The organism is Bradyrhizobium sp. AUGA SZCCT0169 (assembly GCF_018130085.1).
Classification (GTDB): Bacteria; Pseudomonadota; Alphaproteobacteria; order Rhizobiales; family Xanthobacteraceae; genus Bradyrhizobium.
Window position 1 is genome coordinate 89199 of the sequence record NZ_JAFCMC010000022.1, and the last position, 22360, is coordinate 111558.

The window sequence follows — 22360 nt, forward strand, 5'->3', positions numbered from 1 at the left end:
CCCGGCTCTCACTCCCAGGTCAGCGCGCCACCGTTCTGATACTCGATCACGCGGGTCTCGAAGAAGTTCTTTTCCTTCTTCAGGTCCATCGCTTCCGACATCCACGGGAACGGGTTCTCGGTCTCGTCGAACACCCGCGCCAGCCCGAGCTGCGCGCAGCGGCGGTTGGCGATGAAGTGCATGTAGGTCTCGCACAAAGCCGCGTTCAGCCCGAGAAAGCCGCGCGGCATGGTGTCCCGGCCATAGGCGGCTTCGAGCTCCGCCGCGGTGCGCACCATATCACGAACCTCGTCCTGGAACGCCTTGGTCCACAGATGCGGGTTCTCGATCTTGATCTGGTTGATGACGTCGATGCCGAAATTCAGGTGGATGGATTCGTCGCGCAGGATGTATTGGTACTGCTCGGCAATCCCCACCATCTTGTTGCGGCGGCCGAGCGACAGGATCTGGGCAAAGCCGGTGTAGAACCACATGCCCTCGAAGATCACATAGAAGGCGACGAGGTCGCGCAGGAACGCCTGGTCGGCCTCCGACGTGCCGGTCTTGAAGTCGGGATCGTCGAGATGCTGGGTGTGCTTCAGCGCCCACGCCGCCTTGTCGGTAATCGACGGCACCTCGCGGTACATGTTGAACAGCTCGCCCTCGTCCAGGCCGAGGCTCTCCACGATGTACTGGAAGGTGTGGGTATGCACCGCTTCCTCGAAGGATTGCCGAAGCAGATATTGCCGGCATTCCGGATTGGTCAGATGGCGGTAAATCGCCAGCACGATGTTGTTGGCGACCAGGCTCTCGGATGCCGCGAAGAAGCCGAGATTGCGCTTGATGGCGCGGCGCTCGTCCTCGGTGAGGCCGTCGCGCGACTTCCATAACGCGATATCGGCCTGCATCGAGACTTCGGTCGGCATCCAGTGATTGTTGCAGCCGGCGAGATATTTCTCCCACGCCCACTTGTATTTCAGCGGCAGCAATTGATTGACGTCGGCGCGGCAATTGATCATCCGCTTGTCGTCGACCGACACACGGCCACCGCGGCGGTCGATGGTGCCGAGCCCGGTTTGATCGGCCCCGGCAGGAGGTAATGCCGCAAAGGGCGGCGGCGCGTGAGATGCGGGCGCGGAAGGTTCGGACCAGTCGAGCATTGGGTTTATTTCCTTATGTTTCTTGCTGCTTACTGGCAGGCTTCGCATTCGGGATTATCGATGGAGCACGCCACCGCACCGGACAGGTCCGGCGCGGTGGCGGCCAGCGGGACGATGATTGGGGCTGGAGCCATCATCGTCACGGAGGCGACACTGTTGAGCTTGCCGTCGGTGCCCTTGAGCGTGGACTTCTCGACATGCGTCGCGCTGCGCGAGCGCAAATAGTAAGTGGTCTTCAAGCCGCGGGTCCACGCCAGGCGATAGAGCGCGTCGAGCTTCTTGCCGGACGGGTTGGCGATGTAGAGGTTGAGCGACTGCGACTGGTCGATCCATTTCTGTCGCCGCGCCGCCGCCTCGATCAGCCAGGCGCTGTCGATCTCGAAGGAGGTGGCATAGAGCGCCTTGAGATCATCAGGGATGCGGTCGATCGAGCCGACGCTGCCGTCGAAATATTTGAGATCGTTGACCATCACCTCGTCCCACAACCCGCGCGCCTTGAGGTCGCGCACCAGAAACTCGTTCACGACGGTGAAGTCGCCGGACATGTTGGATTTGACATAGAGGTTCTGGTAGGCGGGCTCGATCGACTGCGCGACGCCGCAGATGTTGGAGATGGTCGCCGTCGGCGCGATCGCCATCACGTTGGAATTGCGCATGCCGGTCGATCTGACGCGTTCGCGCAAGCTGCCCCAATCGAGCGTCATGGAGCGGTCCATCGCGACGCCGCCGCGCGCTTCCGCCAACAGTTCGATCGAATCGATCGGCAGGATGCCCTGGCTCCACAGCGATCCGTCGAACGAGGGATAGCGGCCGCGCTCAGCGGCGAGATCGACCGAAGCCGAGATCGCGTAGTAGGAGATCGCCTCCATGCTGGTGTCGGCGAACGTCACGGCCGCATCGGAGGCGACAGCGATCCGCATTGCCTGCAGCGCATCCTGGAACCCCATCAACCCGAGACCGACCGGACGGTGCCGCAGGTTGGAACGCCGCGCTTCCGGAATGGTGTAGAAATTGATGTCGATGACGTTGTCGAGCATCCGCATCGCGATCGTCACGCTGTTCTTCAGCCGCGCCTCGTTCAGGCGGCCGCCCTGGATGTGATTGAGGAGGTTGATCGAGCCGAGATTGCAAACCGCGGTCTCGTCGTCCGAGGTGTTGAGCGTGATTTCGGTGCAGAGATTGGAGGAGTGGATGACGCCGGCATGGCGCTGCGGCGAACGGAGATTGCAAGGATCCTTGAACGTGATCCAGGGATGCCCGGTCTCGAACAGCATGGTCAGCATCTTGCGCCAGAGATCAGTGGCGCGGACCTGCTTGAAGACGCGGATTTCGCCGCGCGCCGCCTTGGCTTCATAGGCCGCGTAGCGTTCGGCGAATTTTGTGCCGTAGAGGTCGTGCAGGTCGGGCGTCTCGTCAGGCGAGAACAAGGTCCATTCGCCGTCGGTTTCGACGCGTTGCATGAACAGGTCAGGCACCCAGTTCGCGGTGTTCATGTCGTGGGTGCGGCGGCGGTCGTCGCCGGTGTTCTTGCGCAGATCGAGGAACTCCTCGATATCGATATGCCAGGTCTCGAGATAAGCGCAGACCGCGCCCTTGCGCTTGCCGCCCTGGTTGACCGCAATGGCCGTATCGTTGGCGACTTTCAGGAACGGCACCACGCCCTGGCTTTCACCATTGGTGCCCTTGATGTGGGCCCCAAGGCCGCGCACGCGGGTCCAGTCATTGCCGAGCCCGCCGGAATATTTCGCCAGCAGCGCGTTGTCCTTGACCGACTTGAAGATGCCGTCGAGATCATCCGCGATCGTGGTGAGGAAGCACGACGACAGTTGCGGCCGCAGCGTTCCCGAATTGAACAGCGTCGGCGTCGAAGCCATGAAGTCGAACGACGACAGCAGATCGTAAAACTCGATCGCGCGGGCCTCGCGATCGATCTCGCGGGTCGCAAGTCCCATCGCGACGCGCATGAAGAACGTCTGCGGCAGCTCGATGCGGTTGCCGCCTTCATGCAGGAAATAGCGGTCGTACAGCGTCTGCAGGCCGAGGAACTGAAACGCCAGATCGCGTTCCGGCTTCAGCGCCGCGGCGATTTTCTTCAGGTCGAAGCGCGCCAGCTCCGGATCGAGCAACTCGGCCTTGATGCCGGCCTTGATATAGGCCGGGAAATATTCGCCGTAGCGCGTGGCCATGTCGGCCTGCGAGGCGTTGGTCGGCACCCCCTGCACGTAGGACAGCACTTCGGTGCGCAGCTTGTCGAGCAGCAGCCGCGCGCTCACGTACGCGTAGTTGGGCTCCTGCTCCACCAATGTCCGCGCGGCCATCACGGAAGCGAGCGCCAGTTCGTCCTGGCTGATGCCGTCGTAGATATTGCGCTGGGTTTCCGCGATGACAGGCACGGCGTCGACGCCATCAAGACCGGCGCAGGCCTCGGCCACGATCAGCGCGAGCCGCGCGGTATCGAGCGGCGCTTTGGTGCCGTTCGCCAGCGTCACATGCAGCACGGGTCCTGCCGCAGACGTTGCCGATTTGGCGGCCTCCTGCTCGGCGCGCTGCCTGGTGCGCTCGTCGCGGTACAGCACATAGGCGCGCGCCACCTTGTGGTGCTCGCTGCGCATCAGCGCCAGTTCGACCTGGTCCTGCACGTCTTCGATGTGAAAGGTGCGGCCTTCGCTCATCCGGCGCGACAGCGCGCCGACGACCTCAGCGGTCAACTGTTCCACCACCTCGTGCACCCGGCGCGAGGCCGCCGCGGTGTGGCCCTCGACGGCGAGGAACGCCTTGGTCATCGCGACCGAAATCTTGCTGGCATCGAATTTCGAAACCGTGCCGTTGCGGCGGATCACCTGCATCGGAAGTTCGGCGTCCGGCGCGGCAAGCGTTTCGGGACGCAACTGGAACAAGGCAGCGGTTTTGGCTTCGAGAGAAATGAGACCGGAAGATTCGGACATCGGCAGACCCCGTGGTGTTGTTGAGGCCGGATGTCTTTGGGGACGCTGCATCGAATGCGCGGCGGCAAACGCCGGCATGGATCTGCAAGCGACCGCCGGACACCCCGCCCGTGGACGTTTTTTCGGTGTCGCGGCAGGTCTCCTGGCTCGCAGGTCGTCGTTATTCCCTGTCTTCCCAATGCGAAATCCGCATCAGTGACGTAAAGGCGGGAACAACTCACTGCTTACAGTTGCGGGGGCAGCGCCGGAATTTCGCGCCCTTTGGCGCGATCACCGACTTCCCTCTTAGCCACCATGACTTGCGTCGTGATAGACCGTGACAACTACATCTGGTGCGATTTGGGCAATCGTGTCAATGGTGCGCTAGCCGAGCCTGCGAAAATTCTGGTTCACCCTGTTGAAGCTGTGAACAACCGCAACAACCGGCGATCGAGTTGACGGGCGCGCCGAGTTGCCAGTAAGTGGACGCGTCGTGGTTCTTCGGGATGGTTTTCCCGAAGCTAAGAGGGAAGCCGGTGTGAAGCCGGAGCTGCCCCCGCAACTGTAAGCGGCGAGCCGCTGTCCAACAAAGTCACTGAGACCTGCAAAGGTTTTGGGAAGACCGGACAGCAGCATTGACCCGCGAGCCAGGAGACCTGCCTCGACAACATAAACGTGCTCGGGCGGGGTGTCCCGGTGGTGCGGTTGCGATTCCGCGCGCCTCCTGACGCCTGAATCCAGACGTGTCACTTCGGCCTTTGCCCCCAACTTTGGGGTTAAGCCAATGACTACTTCTACAGAGAAGTCTTCCACAGCGACTTCTTCTACAAATTCTACCTCCTCACTTCCCGTCGCTTCGCTCGGCACGCCGCGCATCGGTCCGCGCCGCGAGCTGAAATTCGCGCTGGAGAGCTTCTGGTCGGGTACGACCGACGAGAAAGCCCTGATCGAGACCGGCATCGGGCTGCGCGCCGCCAACTGGGCGCGCCAGAAGAAGCTTGGTGTCAGCATCATCCCGTCCAACGACTTCTCGTTCTACGACCAGGTGCTCGACACCTGCGTGATGGTCGGCGCCATTCCGAAAAGCTACGGCTGGAACGGCGGCACGGTTCCACTCGCCACCTACTTCGCGATGGCGCGCGGCGCCAAAGGCGCGGCGCAGGATGCGGATTGCGGCCACGCCCACCACGACGCGGCCCACGGCCTGCCGGCGCTGGAGATGACAAAATGGTTCGACACCAATTACCACTACATGGTGCCGGAACTGGAGAAGGATCAGCAATTCATCCTCGCCTCGCGCAAGTCGATCGAGGAATATCTCGAAGCCAAAGCGTTCGGCTACCAGACCCGCCCGGTGCTGGTCGGCCCGGTGACGTTCCTCAAACTCGCCAAGTGCAAGGATGCGGGGTTCAACACGCTGTCGCTGCTAGACCGGTTGCTGCCGGTCTACATCGAGGTGCTGAGCGAACTTGCCAAGGCCGGCGCGGAATGGGTGCAGATCGACGAGCCGTGTCTGGTCCTCGACCTCGACGTCATCGCGCAGCAGGCGCTGCATTATGCCTATGCGGAAATCGCCAAGGCGGCGCCTGAGCTGAAGATCATGCTGGCCACGTACTTTGGCGGGCTCGGCGCCAACCGCGACACCGCGATCGCCCTGCCCGTCGCCGGCCTGCATCTCGACCTCGTGCGCGCGCCCGAGCAACTCGACGATCTCGCCGGTCTTCCAAAGGACCGCGTGCTGTCGCTCGGCATCATCGATGGCCGCAATATCTGGCGCGCCGATCTGAGCCGGCTGCTCGACCAGCTGGAACCTGTGGTCAACAGGCTCGGCGGCGACCGCGTGCAGCTCGCGCCATCATGCTCGCTGCTGCACGTCCCGATCGACCTTGCGCTGGAAACCAGCCTCGATCCCGACGTGAAGAGCTGGCTGGCGTTTTCGGTGCAGAAGATCGAGGAACTGGCGGCGCTCGGAACGGCATTGGCGCGCGGCCGCGTCCACGCCGACGCCATCCTGAAGGCCTCCGATGAAGCCGCCGCCGCGCGCAAGGCTTCGCCGCGGATCCACGATGCCAAGGTGGCGGCGCGTGCCGCCGGCATCGATAGCGCGATGCGCCGCCGCATCAGCGCGTTTACCGATCGCGCCGGCGTGCAGCACAGCCGCTTCAACCTGCCGGCCTTCCCGACCACGACCATCGGCTCGTTCCCGCAGACCGCGGATGTCCGAAACGCCCGCGCCGCGCATGCCAAGGGCGCGCTGACCGACGACGCCTATAAACTCTATCTGCAGAACCAGACCGCGCGCGCGGTGCGCTGGCAGGAGAATATCGGGCTCGACGTGCTGGTTCATGGCGAGTTCGAGCGCAATGACATGGTGCAGTATTTCGGCGAGCAGCTCGCAGGCTTCGCCTTCACCGCGCATGGCTGGGTGCAATCCTATGGCTCGCGCTACGTCCGCCCGCCGGTGCTGTTTGGCGACGTGTCCCGCCCGAAACCGATGACGGTCGAATGGTGGCAATATGCGCAGTCGCTGACCAAGCGGCCGATGAAGGCGATGCTGACGGGGCCGGTGACGATTCTGAACTGGTCGTTCGTCCGCGACGACATCCCGCGTAGCGAAGCCTGCCGCCAGATCGCGCTGGCGATCCGCGACGAGGTCGCCGACCTCGAAGCCGCCGGTGCCGGGATGATACAGATCGACGAAGCGGCGCTGCGGGAGGGCCTGCCGCTGCGCCGGTCGGAGTGGAAGACCTACCTCGACTGGGCCGTGGACGCCTTCCGCATCTGTTCGTCGGGCGTACGCGACGACACCCAGATCCACACCCACATGTGTTATTCGGAGTTCAACGACATCATCGACGCGATCGGCGCGATGGATGCCGACGTGATCTCGATCGAGACCTCGCGCTCGAAGATGGAACTGCTCGACGCTTTCAGGAACTACCGCTATCCGAACGAAATCGGCCCCGGCGTCTACGACATCCATTCGCCGCGGGTGCCTGAAACCGCCGAGATAACCGACCTGCTCAAGCTGGCACGGCTGCGGCTCTCCGACGCCCAGCTCTGGATCAATCCGGATTGCGGATTGAAAACCCGGAAATGGGAAGAGGTGCGGCCCGCTCTGGTCAACATGGTCGCCGCCGCCCGCGAATTGCGGGCGCTCGCTTAAACGCCCGCCCCGTCTCTCATCCCGGCATCATTGAAAGGATACGCCATGCGCTTCTGGATCGAATGCACGAGGTGCGAGACGGGGCAGGCCACCCACATCAATATCGCGCTGGTCGGCAGCATGTGGCGCGACGGCGAGCGCACCGTGCTCGCCTTCGTCGGTGGCGACGGCCAGCGCATTGAGGTCACCGAGACGCCGGAACAGATCATGGCGCGGCATCTCGGACCGCTGGCAAAGGCGTAACGACGCGATGACGGTGAGGCCGGATAACGCCTGGTCGGAAGCTGCCGTCGATCTTCGCAAGGTCGGCGCGAATCCGGACCACTGGTATCCGGTCGCATGGTCGCGCGAGGTGAAGTCCGGCCAGACTTTCGCGGCGCGGTTCGCGGGCGAGCCGATCGTGCTGGTGCGCCCGAGGGAGGGCGCGATCTTCGCGCTTGAGGACCGCTGCGCGCACCGCCAGGTGCCGCTGTCGAAGGGAACGGTCGATGGCTGCACCCTGCGCTGCGTCTATCACGGCTGGCGCTACGACGCGTCGGGCGACTGCGTCGACGTCCCCTATCTCGGCAAGGGCAAGCGGCCGAACGGCGTCCGCCGCTATCCCTGCTTCGAACGCGACGGGTTGATCTTCATATGGCCCGGCACCGGGCCTGCCGCCGCCCCCTTGCCGCAGATCGGCGCAGCCGCTGATACCGCCTACAAGACCCGGCGGTTCGGCAAGCTCGTCGCCTGCCACTACACTTTCATGCATGAGAACTTGATGGACATGAATCATCAGTTCCTGCACCGGCGCACCACCGGAAAAGTCGTGCCGCGCTATCTCGGCAGCCGCGCCGGCGAACGCTGGATGGAGGTCGATTACAGCTTTGCCCGGCCTGGCGAGAAGCCGCCGATCGGCGAGGCCGTCATCGTCGGCCGCCTGCGCGGCCGTGCCGGCACGGCGCGCGACCTGATGACGGTGCGCACCGAATATCCCTACCAGACCCTGCGGATGTGGACGAAGGGCGACGCACCGGTTCTCAGCGTATGGCTTGGTTACACGCCCATCGATGCCGCACAGCGCCGTAACCGGACCTTCGTCGTGCTGTCGGTGCGCAAGCCCAGAGTGCCCGGCATCCTCGATCTCGGCTGGCCGGTGCTGGCCTGGTTCACCAACCGGGTCTTTTCGGAGGATTGCGAGATCGTCGAGATGGAACAGGCCGCCCATGACGCGCAAGGCGCCGACTGGAACAGGGAAGTGTTTCCGCCGATCCAGGCGCTGCGAAAACTGCTGCGGGCGTGCGGGGAGCCGGCTCGTTAGTCATTCCGGGGCGACGCGAAGCGTCGAACCTCAGATGTGCAATTGCACATCGGGGAATCTCGAGATTCTCAGATGTGCAATTGCACATCGTCGTTCGCGCGAAGACGCGCGCCCCGGAATGACGAAGTGACAATTCCCCATCGGCAGCTTACCAAACCGCTCCCACGTCTCGCCGTTGATCACCACGGCGGGCCGGGACGCCACCATAAAAAAACGCGGCGTCGCCGCCGCGTTTTCTATTCCAAGTGCAAACCCACTTAGGCCTGCGGTTGCGGCTCCAGGCCGGGATCCGGATCGGGGCGCGGGCGCGACTTGCCGGCGGGCGGCACAGCGGAGGCCCGCGGCGTGGTCGGCTCAAGCACCGACTCGCGGTTCGGCTTCTTGCCATTGAGCAGGTCGATGATCTCGTCGCCGGACAGCGTCTCGAATTCGAGCAGGCCCTTGGCAAGCGCTTCGAGGTCGGCGCGCTTTTCGGTGAGAATGCGCGTCGCTTCGTTGTAGCCGTCTTCGACGAAACGCCGGATCTCGGTATCGATCTTCTGAACCGTGGCTTCCGACGCGTTCTGGGTGCGCGACACCGACATGCCGAGGAAGACCTCGTCCTGGTTCTCGCCATAGGAGACCGTGCCGAGCGCCTCGGACAGGCCCCAGCGCGTCACCATCATGCGGGCCAGGCGCGTGGCCTGCTCGATGTCGGACGACGCGCCCGAGGTGACCTTTTCGCGGCCGAAGATCAGCTCTTCGGCAACCCGGCCGCCCATCATGATTGCAAGCCGCGACGTCATCTGCTCGAGCGACATCGACAGCTTGTCGCGCTCCGGCAGCTGCATCACCATGCCGAGTGCGCGGCCGCGCGGGATGATCGTGGCCTTGTGGATCGGATCGGTCGCGACGACGTTGAGGCCGACGATGGCGTGGCCGCCCTCGTGATAGGCCGTCAGCAATTTCTCTTCCTCGGTCATGACGAGCGACTTGCGCTCGGCGCCCATCATCACCTTGTCCTTCGCCTCTTCGAACTCGGCCTGCGTCACCATGCGCTTGTTGCGGCGCGCGGCGGTCAGGGCGGCTTCGTTGACGAGGTTCATCAGGTCGGCGCCGGAGAAGCCCGGCGTGCCGCGCGCGATGGTCTTGAGGTTGATATCCGGCGCCAGCGGCACCTTGCGGACGTGGACCTTGAGGATCTGCTCGCGGCCGACGACATCCGGGTTCGGCACCACCACCTGGCGGTCGAAACGGCCCGGGCGCAGCAGCGCGGGATCGAGCACGTCGGGACGGTTGGTCGCCGCGATCAGGATTACGCCTTCATTGGCCTCGAAGCCGTCCATCTCGACCAGCAACTGGTTGAGGGTCTGTTCGCGCTCGTCATTGCCGCCGCCGAGGCCGGCGCCACGATGGCGACCGACCGCGTCGATTTCGTCGATGAAGATGATGCAGGGCGCGTTCTTCTTGGCCTGTTCGAACATGTCGCGGACGCGGCTGGCGCCGACGCCGACGAACATTTCAACGAAGTCGGAGCCCGAGATGGTGAAGAACGGCACGTTGGCTTCGCCCGCGACCGCACGCGCGATCAGGGTCTTGCCGGTGCCGGGAGGGCCGACCAGCAGCACGCCGCGCGGAATCCGTCCGCCGAGGCGCTGGAATTTGCCGGGGTCGCGCAGGAATTCGACGATCTCCTGCAAATCCTGCTTGGCTTCGTCGACACCAGCGACGTCCTCGAAGGTGACGCGGCCATGCGCCTCGGTCAGCATCTTGGCGCGCGACTTGCCGAAGCCCATCGCCTTGCCGGCGCCGCCCTGCATCTGGCGCGACAGGAAGATCCACACGCCGATCAGCGCGATGAAGGGCAGCCAGGAGACCAGCAACGACACGAACCAGGGCACATTGTCGCCGGGCGGCTTGGCGCTGACGTTCACCTTGGCATCAACCAGGCGCTTGACCAGCGACGGATCGTTCGGCGAGTAGGTCTGGAAACTGGAGCCGTTGGTGAAGGTGCCGTGGATTTCCGGCCCCTGGATCACGACGTCGCGGACGGTGTTCTTTTCGACCTCACTCACGAACTGCGAAAACGTGATGTCCTGCGAGGACGCGCGCTGCCCCGGATTCTGGAAAAGCGTGAAGAGTGCCAACAGCAACAAAACAATGATTACCCAGAGGGCGAAATTGCGCAGATTGGCGTTCATCGATCTTCCTTCGTGGCCGCGCGGATCGTGGCCTTATGTCCTTGGCAGTAAACCTTGGGTCGTCCTAGAGCAGTCAGGCCAGAATCCCCGGAGCACTGCTTACAATCTAGGTGGCGCCCGGGTCGATGCCAAGGGAACCACGCAGGACTATTTAGCGCATCTTGCAGGACGATTTAGCGCATCTTAACGGGATTCCCGGTCAAATAATGGCGTAAAAATCAGCGTTTTTCGGGGGTGGTTAAGACTCCACACCGGTTTATGACGGGATATCAAGGTTTAGGCTTGCCTCTTATGCCGGCCTGCGACGACGCGGAGGAGCCGGCTCGACGTGAATCCGGCCTCCAATGAAGCTGATTGCGGCGCCTGCGAGGGTCTGTTTCAACTTCGGCTGGCCTTCCGATACCGCCCGATCCAGCACCGTCAGCAGGGCCTCGACCTTGCCGAGTTCCGCAGGCCCCTCGTGACCGACGCGGTCGATGGCCCGCATCAGCAGCCGAAGCCGGATTTCCTCAGGCAGACCCGCAAAGGCGGACGCATCGAAGCCAAAACGCGCGACGTCATTGCGGTCCCTCAGTGCCAGATAGCGCTCGGCGCCATCAACCAGCACTTCCAGCGCGGCATTGGCCCGCGCCAGCCGTGACGCCAGCCGCGCCAGGATTCTGGCATCGCCGCCCTCTTCCGCCAGCGCCGGCATCAGCGCACGTAAACGAGGACGCGTGTAATTGACGTCGCGGTTGGTCGGATCATCCGCGAAGGCGATCTTGGCCTTGTTCAACGTCGCGATCAGTTGCGATTTCGGGACATCCAGCAACGGCCGCGCCAGCCACACACCGTCGCGTTCGCTCTGGCGCGCCATCGCCGCCAGACCGGCGATGCCGCTGCCACGCAGCATCCGCATCAACAATGTCTCAGCCTGGTCATCGCGGGTGTGCGCGGTGAGGATATGGGTCGCGCCACCAGCGCGTGCTGCTTGCGCCAGCAGGCGATAGCGCGCCGCCCGCGCCGCGGCCGGCACGCCTGTGTTCGGCTTGGCGCCATGCCAGCGCAGCGTGCGATGGGGCAGATCGAGATGCCTGGCGAGCTTTTTGACGTCACGCGCCTCGCGCGCGGCTTCATGCCGCAAGCCATGATCGACGGTCACCGCAATCAATCGCGGCCCGCGCTTCAGGGCACGGCGCCAGCGCGCGGCGAGCCACATCAGGGCGATGGAATCAGGTCCGCCGGAAACGGCGAGCACGATCGCGGGCGCAGCCTTCCAATCGGCGAACAGAAGTTTCGCCTGGCTCGCCGTGATCGCGGAATGGTCGTCCTCTGCCATGGACCGACCATAGCGTTATCGGGCCAAGCCTGTCCCGCGCTTGATGCGGGGTCTAACGACTCAGCACTTCACCCGCTTCTGCTCGCGGTCCACGGCGGCCTTCACGCCGGCCGAGGCGCGCGGATATTTCCGCGTCACTTCGCCGAGCGCAGCGCAGGCCGCTTCCTTCTCCTTCAGTGCCGCCAGCGACTGGCCGAGCCGCAGCAGCGAGTCCGGCGCCTTTGCGGACTTGTCGAACTTGGTGGTCACGCCGAGAAAGGCTTCCGCGGCGTCACGATATTGCTGGCGCTGGAAGTAGCTTTCGCCAAGCCAGTATTGCGAATCCGCGATCAGGGGATCGCTCGGATATTTCTGCGCGAAATTCTTCATGGTCTCTTCGGCGAGCGCATAGTCCTTGCGCTGCATGTAGCCGATACCGAGATCGAACTCGTCCTTCGGCGTCGCCGAAGGCGGCAGCGTCGTCAGCGCGGCGCTGGCGCCGGGCGCACGCACGGGCGGCGGCGCGCCGCCGGGATCGCGCGGGCTGGTGGCACCGAGGTCGAGCGGCTCGCCCCGTCCGCGGCCGCCCGGAGCGCCGACCGGCGCGTCATTGGCAACCGGCAACTGACCGCCGCCGAGCGCGCGCGGCGCGCCGGGGGCGTTCGGATTCTGACTGGGATCGAAGGCGTCGCCGCGGCGGCGGCCGGTCGCCGGCGCTGCTGCCTGCTCCTGCATGATCGGCGGCGGTGCCGCGATCTGCGGCTGCTCATAGGTCGGCTGCGCCTGAGGATAAGCTTGCTGTCCCTGCGGATAGCCCTGCTGCCCCTGCGGGTAGCCGGGCTGCGCCTGGGGTTGCCGGGTGGGCGGATAGGCCTGGACCGGGGGCGGCACCGCGGCCACGCCGGGCTGGGCCGCCGGAGGCTGACCGGCAGGCGCTACCGCCGCACCGCCACCGAGCTGCCGTAGGCGCTCCTCGAGCTGGCGGTTACGATATTGCAGTTCCTCGTTCTGGCCGGTGAGCTGCCGCAGCTGGTTCTCGAGCCGCTGGATCCGCATATCCGCGTCGGCGTCGTCGGATTGCGCCTGGACCGGCGGGGAGCCTTGCGGAGAAGAGGACCACGGGAACGATATCTGCGCGAAGGAGGCCTGCGAAGACAGGGAGAGCATCGCGGCAATCGCCACGGCGCTGATCGAATTGAGAAACCTGAATGACATTTTGCCCTGACGACGAAAATTCGGCGTGACATCGAAAGCCGAACACATTGAGAGAGGGAGTACGCCAGAATTGTGACTGGCGTTTCCGAATCCGGAAGCCGGATTTCGGTATGGTTTAGTATCAGCTTCAAAACAAGCAAGCGGCATGGTCGGCGGGCCGTTCATCAACGGAAGGGATCAGGCCCATGCACGCAGCCGTGAACGGGGTTCGGCTGTTCTTCGGCCTCGAAGGCCCCGAAACCGCCAGACGCAGCGAAAGCTGGCCGTCACCCGCGGCTTCATCATACGCCCAAAGCAAAACCGGCGCCCCAGGGCGCCGGTTCTGAAATTCGGCAGTCGAAGCCGCTCAGGCGCCGGCGTTCAGCACCGTGACCGCGCGGCGGTTCTGCGACCAGCAGGAGATGTCGTTACACACGGCGACCGGGCGTTCCTTGCCGTAGGAGATCGTGCGCATGCGGTTCGGATCGACGCCGCGCGAGGCGAGATAGCTCCGTACCGACTGGGCGCGCCGTGCACCGAGCGCGATGTTGTATTCGCGGGTGCCGCGCTCGTCCGCATGGCCTTCGATGGTGAAGGAATAGCGGTTGTAGGTCTGCAGCCACTGCGCCTGCTTTTCCAGGGTCGCGATCGCCTGCGGGCTGAGCTCGGTCTGGTCGCTCTCGAAGAACACGCGGTCGCCGACATTGACCACGAAGTCCTGTTGGCTGCCCGGGGTCGCCGCACTCGCCATCGCCCCATCGGCGCCGACGTTCTTGTTGGCGCAAGCGCCCATCGACAGGGCCACCGCGAGTACCGCGGCCAGTTTCAATCCCTGGAGGATGCGCATCTGATGTTTCATTCCGGAGCCTCCACGCTCACGTTTTCCGACTGTCATCCGGTCTACAGGGCGATGGTTAAGCGAACGTTCCGTCAACCTTGATGGAACCTTGCCAGACCCGATCAAATGCCGACAAACCGTGAAAAGCGCCCACGATGGTTAATGGTTTGTAAATGTGGCGCGACGGTGAAGGCAAGCGGGCTGAGGCCGAAATCGTCACTTTGGGCGCGCGGCACAGGGCGGTTTGTGCGCCGATTGGGCGGCCCCTGCCGGCGGACAGCAAATTCCTGATGATTTCGGCCCGGCAGCTTCAGGAACTGGGAACGATCGAGGCTCGCTCGAAGGTCGATATTTCGGCATCCTGGAAGGAATGAGGCGCACGCTGGAACAGCATCCGCCGCTCGAATGCACTTGAGCGCATGATGGGAAACCGGGTCATGACGTGTTCCCGCACGGCGCGGAAATCGGACGCCATCAATGCCACCTTGGCCAATGCGTTCGGAAATTGGCGCGGGTCGGCGATGGTCTCGTTAAGAAAGACCCGGCGATAAAACGACTGGTGCGCGGGGCGAACGAGCGCGAGCCCGGTATCGGCGTTGAAATACTCGCATGCCAGATAGGCCAGCCGCACTGTCAGATAAGGAAGCTCCGGGAAACGCTGGGCTTTATCCGGATCTGCAACAAAACGGGCCGGATCGATGAAAACTTCGCCGCGATCGAGGCGAGGATGAAGAACATCGCCAAACAAATCGGTCGTGCAGGACATCCGTTGTTCGGACGTCAGGACGTGGAGACGGATGGAGCTATAAAGTTCTCCGTCAACATAGATTCCGAACGTCCAGGCATTGGGCGCATCGTCGTAGCGATCACTGTAGCGCTCGGTCCCTGACGGCGGAATTAAATTGCCGTGCGTATAGGCCCTGTAGCGCATCAAATAGAGCTGGTCTTTCGCCTCAGGAGTTTCGATGGGTCGGTAATCGACGCGGTCAAACAGCGCTCCTCCCCGAACAGCGAACGAAGCGCGCGGTTCGGCTTCGGATTTCATCACGTACTCCATCACTTCGAAACAACCTGAGCGAGTACGAAAAACTTAACAGCTCCTTAACAAAATTGCAAAGCTATCGAGACGTTAGGGTTAACCTTTGTGGCCGTAACCGTCCGTAATATTACGGGAAGTTGTATCACGCGATCGAACGCGACGGCACCACAACCAGCGGCTCGTCCGGCGAACGGCGGCCGTGGGAAGCGTTCAGCAATTGGCGAACCCGAACCGCCGGGACCGGCCGGCTGAACAGATAGCCTTGCGCCTCGGTCACCGTGCCATCGGTGCTGATCAATTCGAGTTGTTCGTTGGTCTCGATGCCCTCGACCACGACCGACATGCCGAGATCGGCCGAGAGCCGCGCCACGCCCCGCAGCAACGTCAGCGGACGATCGGTATCGATGCCTTCGAGGAAGGAACGGTCGATCTTCACTTTTTGCAGTGGGAAGTTGTGCAGATAGCTCAGGCTCGAATAGCCGGTGCCGAAATCGTCCAGCGAGATCCGCACGCCGAGTGAATGCAGTTGCGACAGCACATCATGGGTCAGCTGCGTGTTGCGCAATAACGAGGATTCGGTGATCTCGATTTCGAGCCGGTGCGCCGGCAGGCCGGAGACCTCGAGCGCGTAGCGGACTTCGCTCAGCACGTCGCGCTGATGGAATTGCTGCGGCGAGAAGTTGACGGCGACGCTGACGGCCTCGGGCCACTTCATGCACTCCATGCAGGCCTTGCGCAGAATCCAGCGACCGAGATCGACGATCAGGCCCATATCCTCGGCGACCGGAATGATATCGATCGGCGACACCGTGCCGCGGATTGGATGATTCCAGCGCAGCAGCGCCTCGCAGGTCGCGATCTTGCCCGACTTGATATTGACCAGCGGCTGATAGAACAGTTCGAACTCCTCGTTCGCCAGCGCCTTGCGCAGGTCGAGTTCAAGGATGCGGCGCGCTTCGACGGTTTGGGCCATCTCGTCGCGGAAGAAGCAGAAGGTGCCGCGGCCGTCGGCCTTGGCGCGGTACAGCGCCATGTCGGCATTCTTGAGCAGCGTATCCGCGCTGACCCCGGGAGAGGTCATGGCGATGCCGACGCTGGCGCCGATCTCGACCAGATGATTGTCGATCTTGTAGCGCTCGCTCAGCCGGTCGACGATACGCCGGGCAAGACCTGCCGCATCCTCGTGGGAATGAATGTCCTGCTGGAACACGACGAATTCGTCGCCGCCAAACCGCGCCACGAAGTCCTCGGGACGCAACATCTCGCGCAGCCGGCCGGCAACCGCGCACAACAACTGGTCGCCGCAGGGATGACCCAGCGTGTCGTTGACCTGCTTGAATTGATCGAGGTCGACGAACAGCAGCGCCGACAACCTGTCGGCGCCTTGCTGAATGGCCAGCAGGCGCCCGATTTCGTCGCGGAAATTGACCCGGTTGGGAAGCTCGGTGAGTTCGTCGTAACGCGCGAGATGGCTGATCTTGGCTTCCGCGTCGCGCCGCTCGGTGATGTCTTCGAGCAAGACCACCGCGCCTCCGCCCGCCATCGGCTGGAATGTCCATGACAGTGACCGGTTGCGCGTGAAGTCGGGATCGGTCGTGATCATGTCCCGCGCCTGCGAGCTCTCGATTTCCGACAGGATCATACTGCCGCTCGCGTGCGAAATCGAACCAGAGGCGACGCAGCCTGCAATAATGTCGGACGCACTGGCGGCACCCTGCACCGAATCGTCAGGCAGGTTCATCATCTCGCTGAAGCGGTGGTTCATGACCGCAAGGCGGCCGTCAGCGCCGAACATGCACAGCCCGTGCGGCATGTTGTTCAACGCGGTATCGAACTGGCCGGCCAGCGCCGCCTCGCGCTCGCGCGCCATCAGCGCCTGCATGAATATTCTGTGCAGATTGGCCGAAATCTGTATGACCACCACGAGAAATGCGGCGCACAGGACCGACATGGCCATGTAATAGGGCGTGCCACGCAATGCCAGCGCGATGACCGTTGAGCCGAAGCAGAGGTAAGCCTGCAGCTGGAATATCCATTGCCGTCCATAGGCCCTGCCCGCACCGCCCGCCACGAATCCGGTGGTTGTGGACAGACAAATCATATGGGCGACGGCGTCGTCAGAGACCAACAGGGTGGTGCAGCACCAGATGCCGACCGCGGCGGCCTGGATGATCGCCCCGATCTGATGCCGGCTCTTCCACCGCGCAGCCTCATCGGCGGTCAGCGTCGCTTTGCGTGTGTGGTACCGCCGCAAGTCGAACGCCCGGATGGCGGCGGCGAAGATGAGGAGCGCGACACACGCCCAGATCAGCGGTTCTCCGGTCTTCAGCGCGGTCACGGCCGCCGCAACGGCGCCGAAGAAAAGACCCGTGAGCAGCGGAGCGCGAGTTTCGAACAGCGAATCGATCAGCGCCGCGCGAAGATACGGCGACATCTTCTGATCGGACTCTCCGGTCTGGTTTGCGAGCTGCATGTCGGGTGTACGCCGTCCTGTTCGTGCGTAGTCTTACCCTTTGCAGATGAAGTCTTTCTGAGGGAATATCGTTACCAAGACGTTGCTTTCGATTTCAGGCTATAGAAATCCCCTGATAAATCAGCATGCTAGGCAATGTTTGCCGATTAACACCCTAACCATGGAACGCTCAGGACAACAGCGGAGACCATGCCGGATCGGAGGCGAAGCCAGGGGTCGGAACCCGCAACTCGTTGCGCCCGGAGATATCGACGGTGAACAATGAAGGGCCGCTGTTGCCGCCGGGCTCGCGGAAGAACATCAGCACCCGGCCGTTCGGCGCAAAGGTCGGGCCTTCGTTATGGAAGCCCGAGGTGAGAATGCGTTCGCCCGATCCGTCCGGCTTCATGATGCCGATCGCGAATTGACCACCGCCCTGCTTGGTGAAGGCGATGTAGTCGCCGCGCGGCGACCACACCGGCGTCGAATAGCTGCCCTCGCCGAACGAAATGCGCTGCGCGCCGCCGCCGGTCGCGCCCATCACATAGATCTGCGGCTTGCCGCCGCGATCGGACTCAAAGCAGATGCGGGCTCCGTCCGGCGAATAGGACGGCGAGGTGTCGATCGCCGGCGTGTCGGTCAGCCGCGTGGTCGATTTCGAGCGCAGGTCCATCACGAACAGGTTCGAATTGCCGCCCTGCTGCAGGCTCATGATGACGCGCTGGCCGTCCGGCGAGAAGCGCGGCGAGAACGACATGCCCGGGAAGTTGCCGACGATCTCGCGCTGCCCGGTCTCGATGTTGAACAGATAGACGCGCGGATCGCCCTGCCCGAACTCCATATAGGTGATTTCCTGGGTCGACGGCGAAAATCGCGGCGTCAGCACCAGGTCGGCGCCGCGCGTCAGATATTTCACATTGGCGCCGTCCTGATCCATCAAGGCCAGCCGTTTGACGCGGCGTTCCTTGGAGCCGCTCTCGTCGACGAACACCACGCGGCTGTCGAAGTAGCCTTTCTCGCCGGTCAGGCGCTCGTAGATCTGGTCGGAGATGATGTGGGCGATCCGCCGCCAGTATTCCGGCGAGGTGAAATATTGCTGGCCGGTGAGCTGCTGGCCGGTGTTGACGTCCCAGAGCCGGAATTCGGCCTTGAGACGGCCGTCGCCCTGCCGCGTCATGCGGCCGGTCACCAGCGCCTGCGCGTTGATGCTCTTCCAGCTCTGGAAGTTCGGCGCGGCATCGATGTTGATTACTTTCTCGATGTAGGCCGCCTGATCGATCGGCGCGAAGAGACCGCTGCGCTTCAGGTTGTTGGTGATGACCTGCGTGACGCCGGCGCCGACCTCGCTGTCTGCCGGCGTGCCGGCAGCGAAATTCGGGATCGCGATGGGGAGCGGCGTGAATTCGCCCTCGGGCACAATGATGCGTTTCGGCGCCTGGCCGAAGGCACGCTGGCCGCTCATCAGCAGGCCCGCTGACGCCATTCCCGTAATGATCTGCCGGCGGTTCGGGCGAAACAGCATGTTCGGCAATCCATCTTTGTCAGTCATCGATTCGACTTTGCTCATAACCGTGATTGCCGGGAGGTGACCACCAAATTACAAAAGCTTCAGGTCTTCTGTTCGGTGAACACCGGCGCAAAATATTTCCATTCCTCGAAAAACGCCGCAGGCAGCTTGTACGGCTGGCATTCGATGATCGCGCGCAACGCGCTCTCCTGATAGACGCGCAAATACGGCGTTGCCGGTGTTCCTTCCGGAACCGGCATTCCCTCGAGCGTACCGTCGCGCTTCAGGCGGATCGCAAACGCCGCTTCCGGCTTCTGCGACTCGATGCCGCCATAGGGTTTTTTCCAGCATCGCTCGACCTGCTGCTTGAACATCGATCCCCAGGTCGCGGAATTGTCTGCTGCCGTGCCCTTTGAAGTGCCGAGCGCGGCGTTGGAATTCAGCGTGGCACCAGTCGCGGCTTGCCGCGTCGCGTCGCGCTTGTCCAAGAGCGCCGCAATCTGCGTTTGATCGAAGTGCCGTTCCACGATCTTCTGCTTCTGCTCCGGCGGTTTTGCCGCAGGCTGGGCGACCGGCTTCGGCGGCGGCTTCTTCTCTTCCTTCTTGATGGCTTCCGCGATCGGATCGACCTTCGGGGGATCCGGCTTCTTCTCCGGCTTCGGCTCTTCCTTGGGCTTTTCGGCGACCTTCGGCGGATCAGGTTTTTTCTCGACCGGCTTCTCCTCGGCCTTCGGCTGCGGCGGCGGCGCAGTTTCGGTGATGATCGGCGCCTTCTCGGTCACCTTGCCGACCGCGTCGTCGATCGGTTTGGCTTCAGCCACCTTGTCGACCAGCGGCTTCGGATTTTCCTTCTTGCCGGTCTTCATGCCGGCCATAACCTTGGCGAGCTGGTCGGGGGAAATGACGTCGACGGCGACCGATTCCTCCGGCGTCATTTCGTAAGCCTTGGTCGAGAACGACACCAGTCCGTACCCCAGCACGAGGACGTGCAGGGCGACCGACGCAGCCAGTGTCTTGTCGATCTTGAGCTTCACTTAAGTCTTTCCGCTCCGCGCAAAAACGGGATCGCTCACGAGCCCCCCTCAGGGATGATCACGATGTTCGCCTTGAACCCCGCCGTCCTAATATACCCCAATAACTTCATCATATCCGTGTAACAGACGTCTTTATCGCCGCGCAGATAGACCACGCTCTCGGCCTCCGACCGGGTTTCCCGGATAGCCTTGATTTTGGGCAGCAAGTCGGCGGCAGGGATTAATGTATCCCCCAGATATAGTTCGACATTCGAATTGCAGGAGCCGCCGGTGCGCTTGACCGACAGCGTCAATGGCGGGGCGTTCGACGCCAGCGACTTGCCGCCGCTGGCGACAGGCAGATCGATATCGATGGTCGAGGTCATCAGCGGTGCGGCCACCATGAAGATGATCAGCAGCACCAGCATCACGTCCACCATCGGCGTGACATTGATCTCCGCCATCACGGCGGCGCGCCGCCGGCCGCGGCGTCCACCGCCACCTGCCGAACCTGCCATGTTCATCGCCATGATCGGATGCCCACAATGCTCACGATTGACCGCTCCTCACGCCGTTTATCCGGGGCATGATCTGGTCCGAAAACCGGTTTCCACTTTTCGGGATCATGCCCGCTCGTCGATCTGGCGCGACAGGATCGCTGAAAATTCGTCGGCGAACCCCTCCAGCCGCTGGGCCTGCCGGTTCACCTCGGAAATGAACTTATTGTAGAAAATAGTCGCCGGAATGGCAGCGATAAGGCCGATCGCGGTGGCAAACAGCGCCTCCGCGATACCAGGCGCCACCACCGCCAGCGAGGTGTTTTTCGAGGCCGCGATCGACTGGAAGCTCGACATGATGCCCCAGACGGTTCCGAACAGGCCGACGAACGGCCCGGCCGAGCCGACGGTGGCCAGCACCAAAAGCCGCCGTTCCAGCCGCTCGACTTCACGGGCGATGGAGACGTTCATCACCTTCTCGATCCGCATCTGCAGGCCGGCAAAGGACCTGGTCTGGCTCTCGAACGAACGTTTCCATTCGCGCATCGCCGCCACAAAGCACGCTGCCATGGATTGCGTCGGCTTGGCGGAGAGCGAGCGGTAAAGCTCCTCGATCGATTGTCCGGACCAGAACGCCTGTTCGAAACGGTCCATCGCACGCTTGGTGCGCGCATAGAGAAAAATCTTGTCGATGGCGATCGCCCAGACCCAGACCGAACAGGCGAGCAGCCCCATCATCACTGATTTGACGACCCAGTGCGCCTGCAGGAACAGCGCGATCAGCGACACGTCTGACGCGGCCAGCGACAGCGATTGCGTTTCGACCTGTTGGGCGCTGGCTGACGAAGCCGTTGCCAGAAGGCAGGCCAGCGTCACGAACTGCAGGAATCTCCGGATCACCAGATCATATCCTCTCAATGCTCTCGTTTGGGCATGACCCTCTTCGGAAAACCGGTTTCCACGTTTCCAGATCATGCTCTATCTCTTGTTTGGAGCATGATCTTTTCGGAAAACCGTCCCACTTTTCCGGATCATGCTCGGTCTCTTGTTTGGAGCATGATCTTTTCGGAAAACCGGGTCCCACTTTTCCGGATCATGCTCCTTCCCAAATTCCTCCGGGAGCGACTGGCTGCCGGTTCCACAGCCGCGCATCGGGCGCGGCGAAAAATGCGCCAGCGCGAGAGCCTCATTGGTGTCACATGGGGGGCCCGTCCAAAGCCGGGTCCTGCTTCCCCTGCCAACGTGTCAAAACGAGGGCTATCCGCGCGTCTTTACGTCCCTAACCAGACGCTAATCTTGGTTAATGCGAGGTTACCAAAGGACAATTTGACTGCCGGAAATCAAGGCAGGCCGGACGGTTATGGGGGGTGGAACCGGGTTCCCCGGCTCGGGCGGCCCTGGGGTCTTGCTCGGTGTCGTCCCGGCCTTGAGCTCAGATGCGCAATTGCGCATCGGGGGACCCATACCGCGTGATCTCTCGATGAGGTTCGGTAGCCGAGACCATCCGCAAAACTTCTTCCTGTGGTTATGGGTCCCGACTCAAGGCCGGGACGACGGCGGTGTTTGTAGCTACGCTGTGCACCAAACGCAGTTTCGCGATCTCGCGACGCATTGCGCCCGAGCTTTGCTGGAAACTTCCCGCCCTCTTCAAATAGAGGGCGCAGGGAAGACCGGGTGCGCGCTGCACCCGCGGTCTCGTGTGCGAATAGTGCAAAGAAAGCTGCACACGAGCATACAGGGCAGCGGAGAACACCCGGCCTTCCCTGCGCAATGGCTTTACGGCTTATGCCGTGATCTCCCCGGAGACGAGTTCT

15 protein-coding genes and 2 riboswitches are annotated in these 22360 nt (G+C 62.9%); of the genes, 3 read left to right on the top strand and 12 right to left on the bottom strand.

The features are described from left to right. Positions 1-8: 8 nt before the first annotated feature. A complete protein-coding gene (locus tag JQ609_RS23100) occupies positions 9-1139 on the bottom strand; it encodes a ribonucleotide-diphosphate reductase subunit beta (protein ID WP_212275067.1) in 1131 nt (376 codons plus the stop codon). 29 nt (positions 1140-1168) lie between these two features. Next, entirely contained in the window at positions 1169-4084 is a 2916-nt protein-coding gene (locus tag JQ609_RS23105) for a ribonucleoside-diphosphate reductase subunit alpha (RefSeq protein ID WP_212275068.1), read from the bottom strand. Positions 4085-4198: 114 nt separating this feature from the next. Continuing rightward, a riboswitch (cobalamin riboswitch) is annotated at positions 4199-4418 on the bottom strand. A 122-nt stretch (positions 4419-4540) separates the two neighbouring features. Next, positions 4541-4742: riboswitch (cobalamin riboswitch) on the top strand. 105 nt (positions 4743-4847) lie between these two features. Between JQ609_RS23105 and metE the strand changes: the two genes are divergently transcribed. The 3 genes from metE to JQ609_RS23120 are packed head-to-tail and all read left to right on the top strand — an operon-like array spanning position 4848 to position 8529. Beyond that, the gene (gene metE, locus JQ609_RS23110; RefSeq protein ID WP_212275069.1) at positions 4848-7229 is read left to right on the top strand and encodes a 5-methyltetrahydropteroyltriglutamate--homocysteine S-methyltransferase; all 2382 of its coding nucleotides are present in this window, start codon (positions 4848-4850) and stop codon (positions 7227-7229) included. Between the two features lie 45 nt (positions 7230-7274). Next, positions 7275-7472 carry a hypothetical protein gene (locus JQ609_RS23115; RefSeq protein ID WP_212275070.1) on the top strand — a complete coding sequence of 66 codons (198 nt, stop codon included), beginning with the start codon at positions 7275-7277 and terminating at the stop codon, positions 7470-7472. A 7-nt stretch (positions 7473-7479) separates the two neighbouring features. Further along, positions 7480-8529, top strand: coding sequence for an aromatic ring-hydroxylating dioxygenase subunit alpha (locus JQ609_RS23120; RefSeq protein ID WP_212207631.1), 1050 nt, complete (start codon positions 7480-7482; stop codon positions 8527-8529). Between the two features lie 257 nt (positions 8530-8786). Here the strand turns inward: JQ609_RS23120 and ftsH are convergent, their stop codons facing one another. From ftsH to tolQ, 10 genes are all read right to left on the bottom strand, one after another. Next, on the bottom strand, positions 8787-10709 hold the full coding sequence (gene ftsH, locus JQ609_RS23125) for an ATP-dependent zinc metalloprotease FtsH (protein WP_192736823.1): 1923 nt from the start codon (positions 10707-10709) through the stop codon (positions 8787-8789). Between the two features lie 289 nt (positions 10710-10998). After that, positions 10999-12027, bottom strand: a complete 1029-nt coding sequence (gene tilS, locus JQ609_RS23130) for a tRNA lysidine(34) synthetase TilS (RefSeq protein WP_212275071.1) — start codon at positions 12025-12027, stop codon at positions 10999-11001. Positions 12028-12087: 60 nt separating this feature from the next. Further along, the gene (gene ybgF, locus JQ609_RS23135) at positions 12088-13221 is read right to left on the bottom strand and encodes a tol-pal system protein YbgF (RefSeq protein WP_212275072.1); all 1134 of its coding nucleotides are present in this window, start codon (positions 13219-13221) and stop codon (positions 12088-12090) included. Positions 13222-13567: 346 nt separating this feature from the next. Further along, positions 13568-14059 (bottom strand): peptidoglycan-associated lipoprotein Pal, encoded by a 492-nt coding sequence (gene pal / locus JQ609_RS23140; protein WP_212207628.1) that lies wholly within the window; start codon positions 14057-14059, stop codon positions 13568-13570. 289 nt (positions 14060-14348) lie between these two features. After that, positions 14349-15083 carry an N-acyl amino acid synthase FeeM domain-containing protein gene (locus tag JQ609_RS23145; RefSeq protein WP_212207627.1) on the bottom strand — a complete coding sequence of 245 codons (735 nt, stop codon included), beginning with the start codon at positions 15081-15083 and terminating at the stop codon, positions 14349-14351. Between the two features lie 136 nt (positions 15084-15219). Then, positions 15220-17550 carry a bifunctional diguanylate cyclase/phosphodiesterase gene (locus JQ609_RS23150; RefSeq protein ID WP_212275073.1) on the bottom strand — a complete coding sequence of 777 codons (2331 nt, stop codon included), beginning with the start codon at positions 17548-17550 and terminating at the stop codon, positions 15220-15222. Between the two features lie 169 nt (positions 17551-17719). Continuing rightward, the gene (gene tolB, locus JQ609_RS23155; RefSeq protein WP_212275081.1) at positions 17720-19051 is read right to left on the bottom strand and encodes a Tol-Pal system beta propeller repeat protein TolB; all 1332 of its coding nucleotides are present in this window, start codon (positions 19049-19051) and stop codon (positions 17720-17722) included. 86 nt (positions 19052-19137) lie between these two features. Then, positions 19138-20070: a protein TolA gene (locus JQ609_RS23160; protein ID WP_212275074.1), complete on the bottom strand. Its 933-nt coding sequence runs from the start codon at positions 20068-20070 to the stop codon at positions 19138-19140. Positions 20071-20105: 35 nt separating this feature from the next. Then, complete coding sequence (locus JQ609_RS23165; RefSeq protein ID WP_212207624.1) at positions 20106-20579, bottom strand: biopolymer transporter ExbD; 474 nt, start codon at positions 20577-20579, stop codon at positions 20106-20108. Positions 20580-20672: 93 nt separating this feature from the next. Next, positions 20673-21356: a protein TolQ gene (tolQ, locus tag JQ609_RS23170; RefSeq protein WP_212207806.1), complete on the bottom strand. Its 684-nt coding sequence runs from the start codon at positions 21354-21356 to the stop codon at positions 20673-20675. Positions 21357-22360 lie beyond the last annotated feature (1004 nt).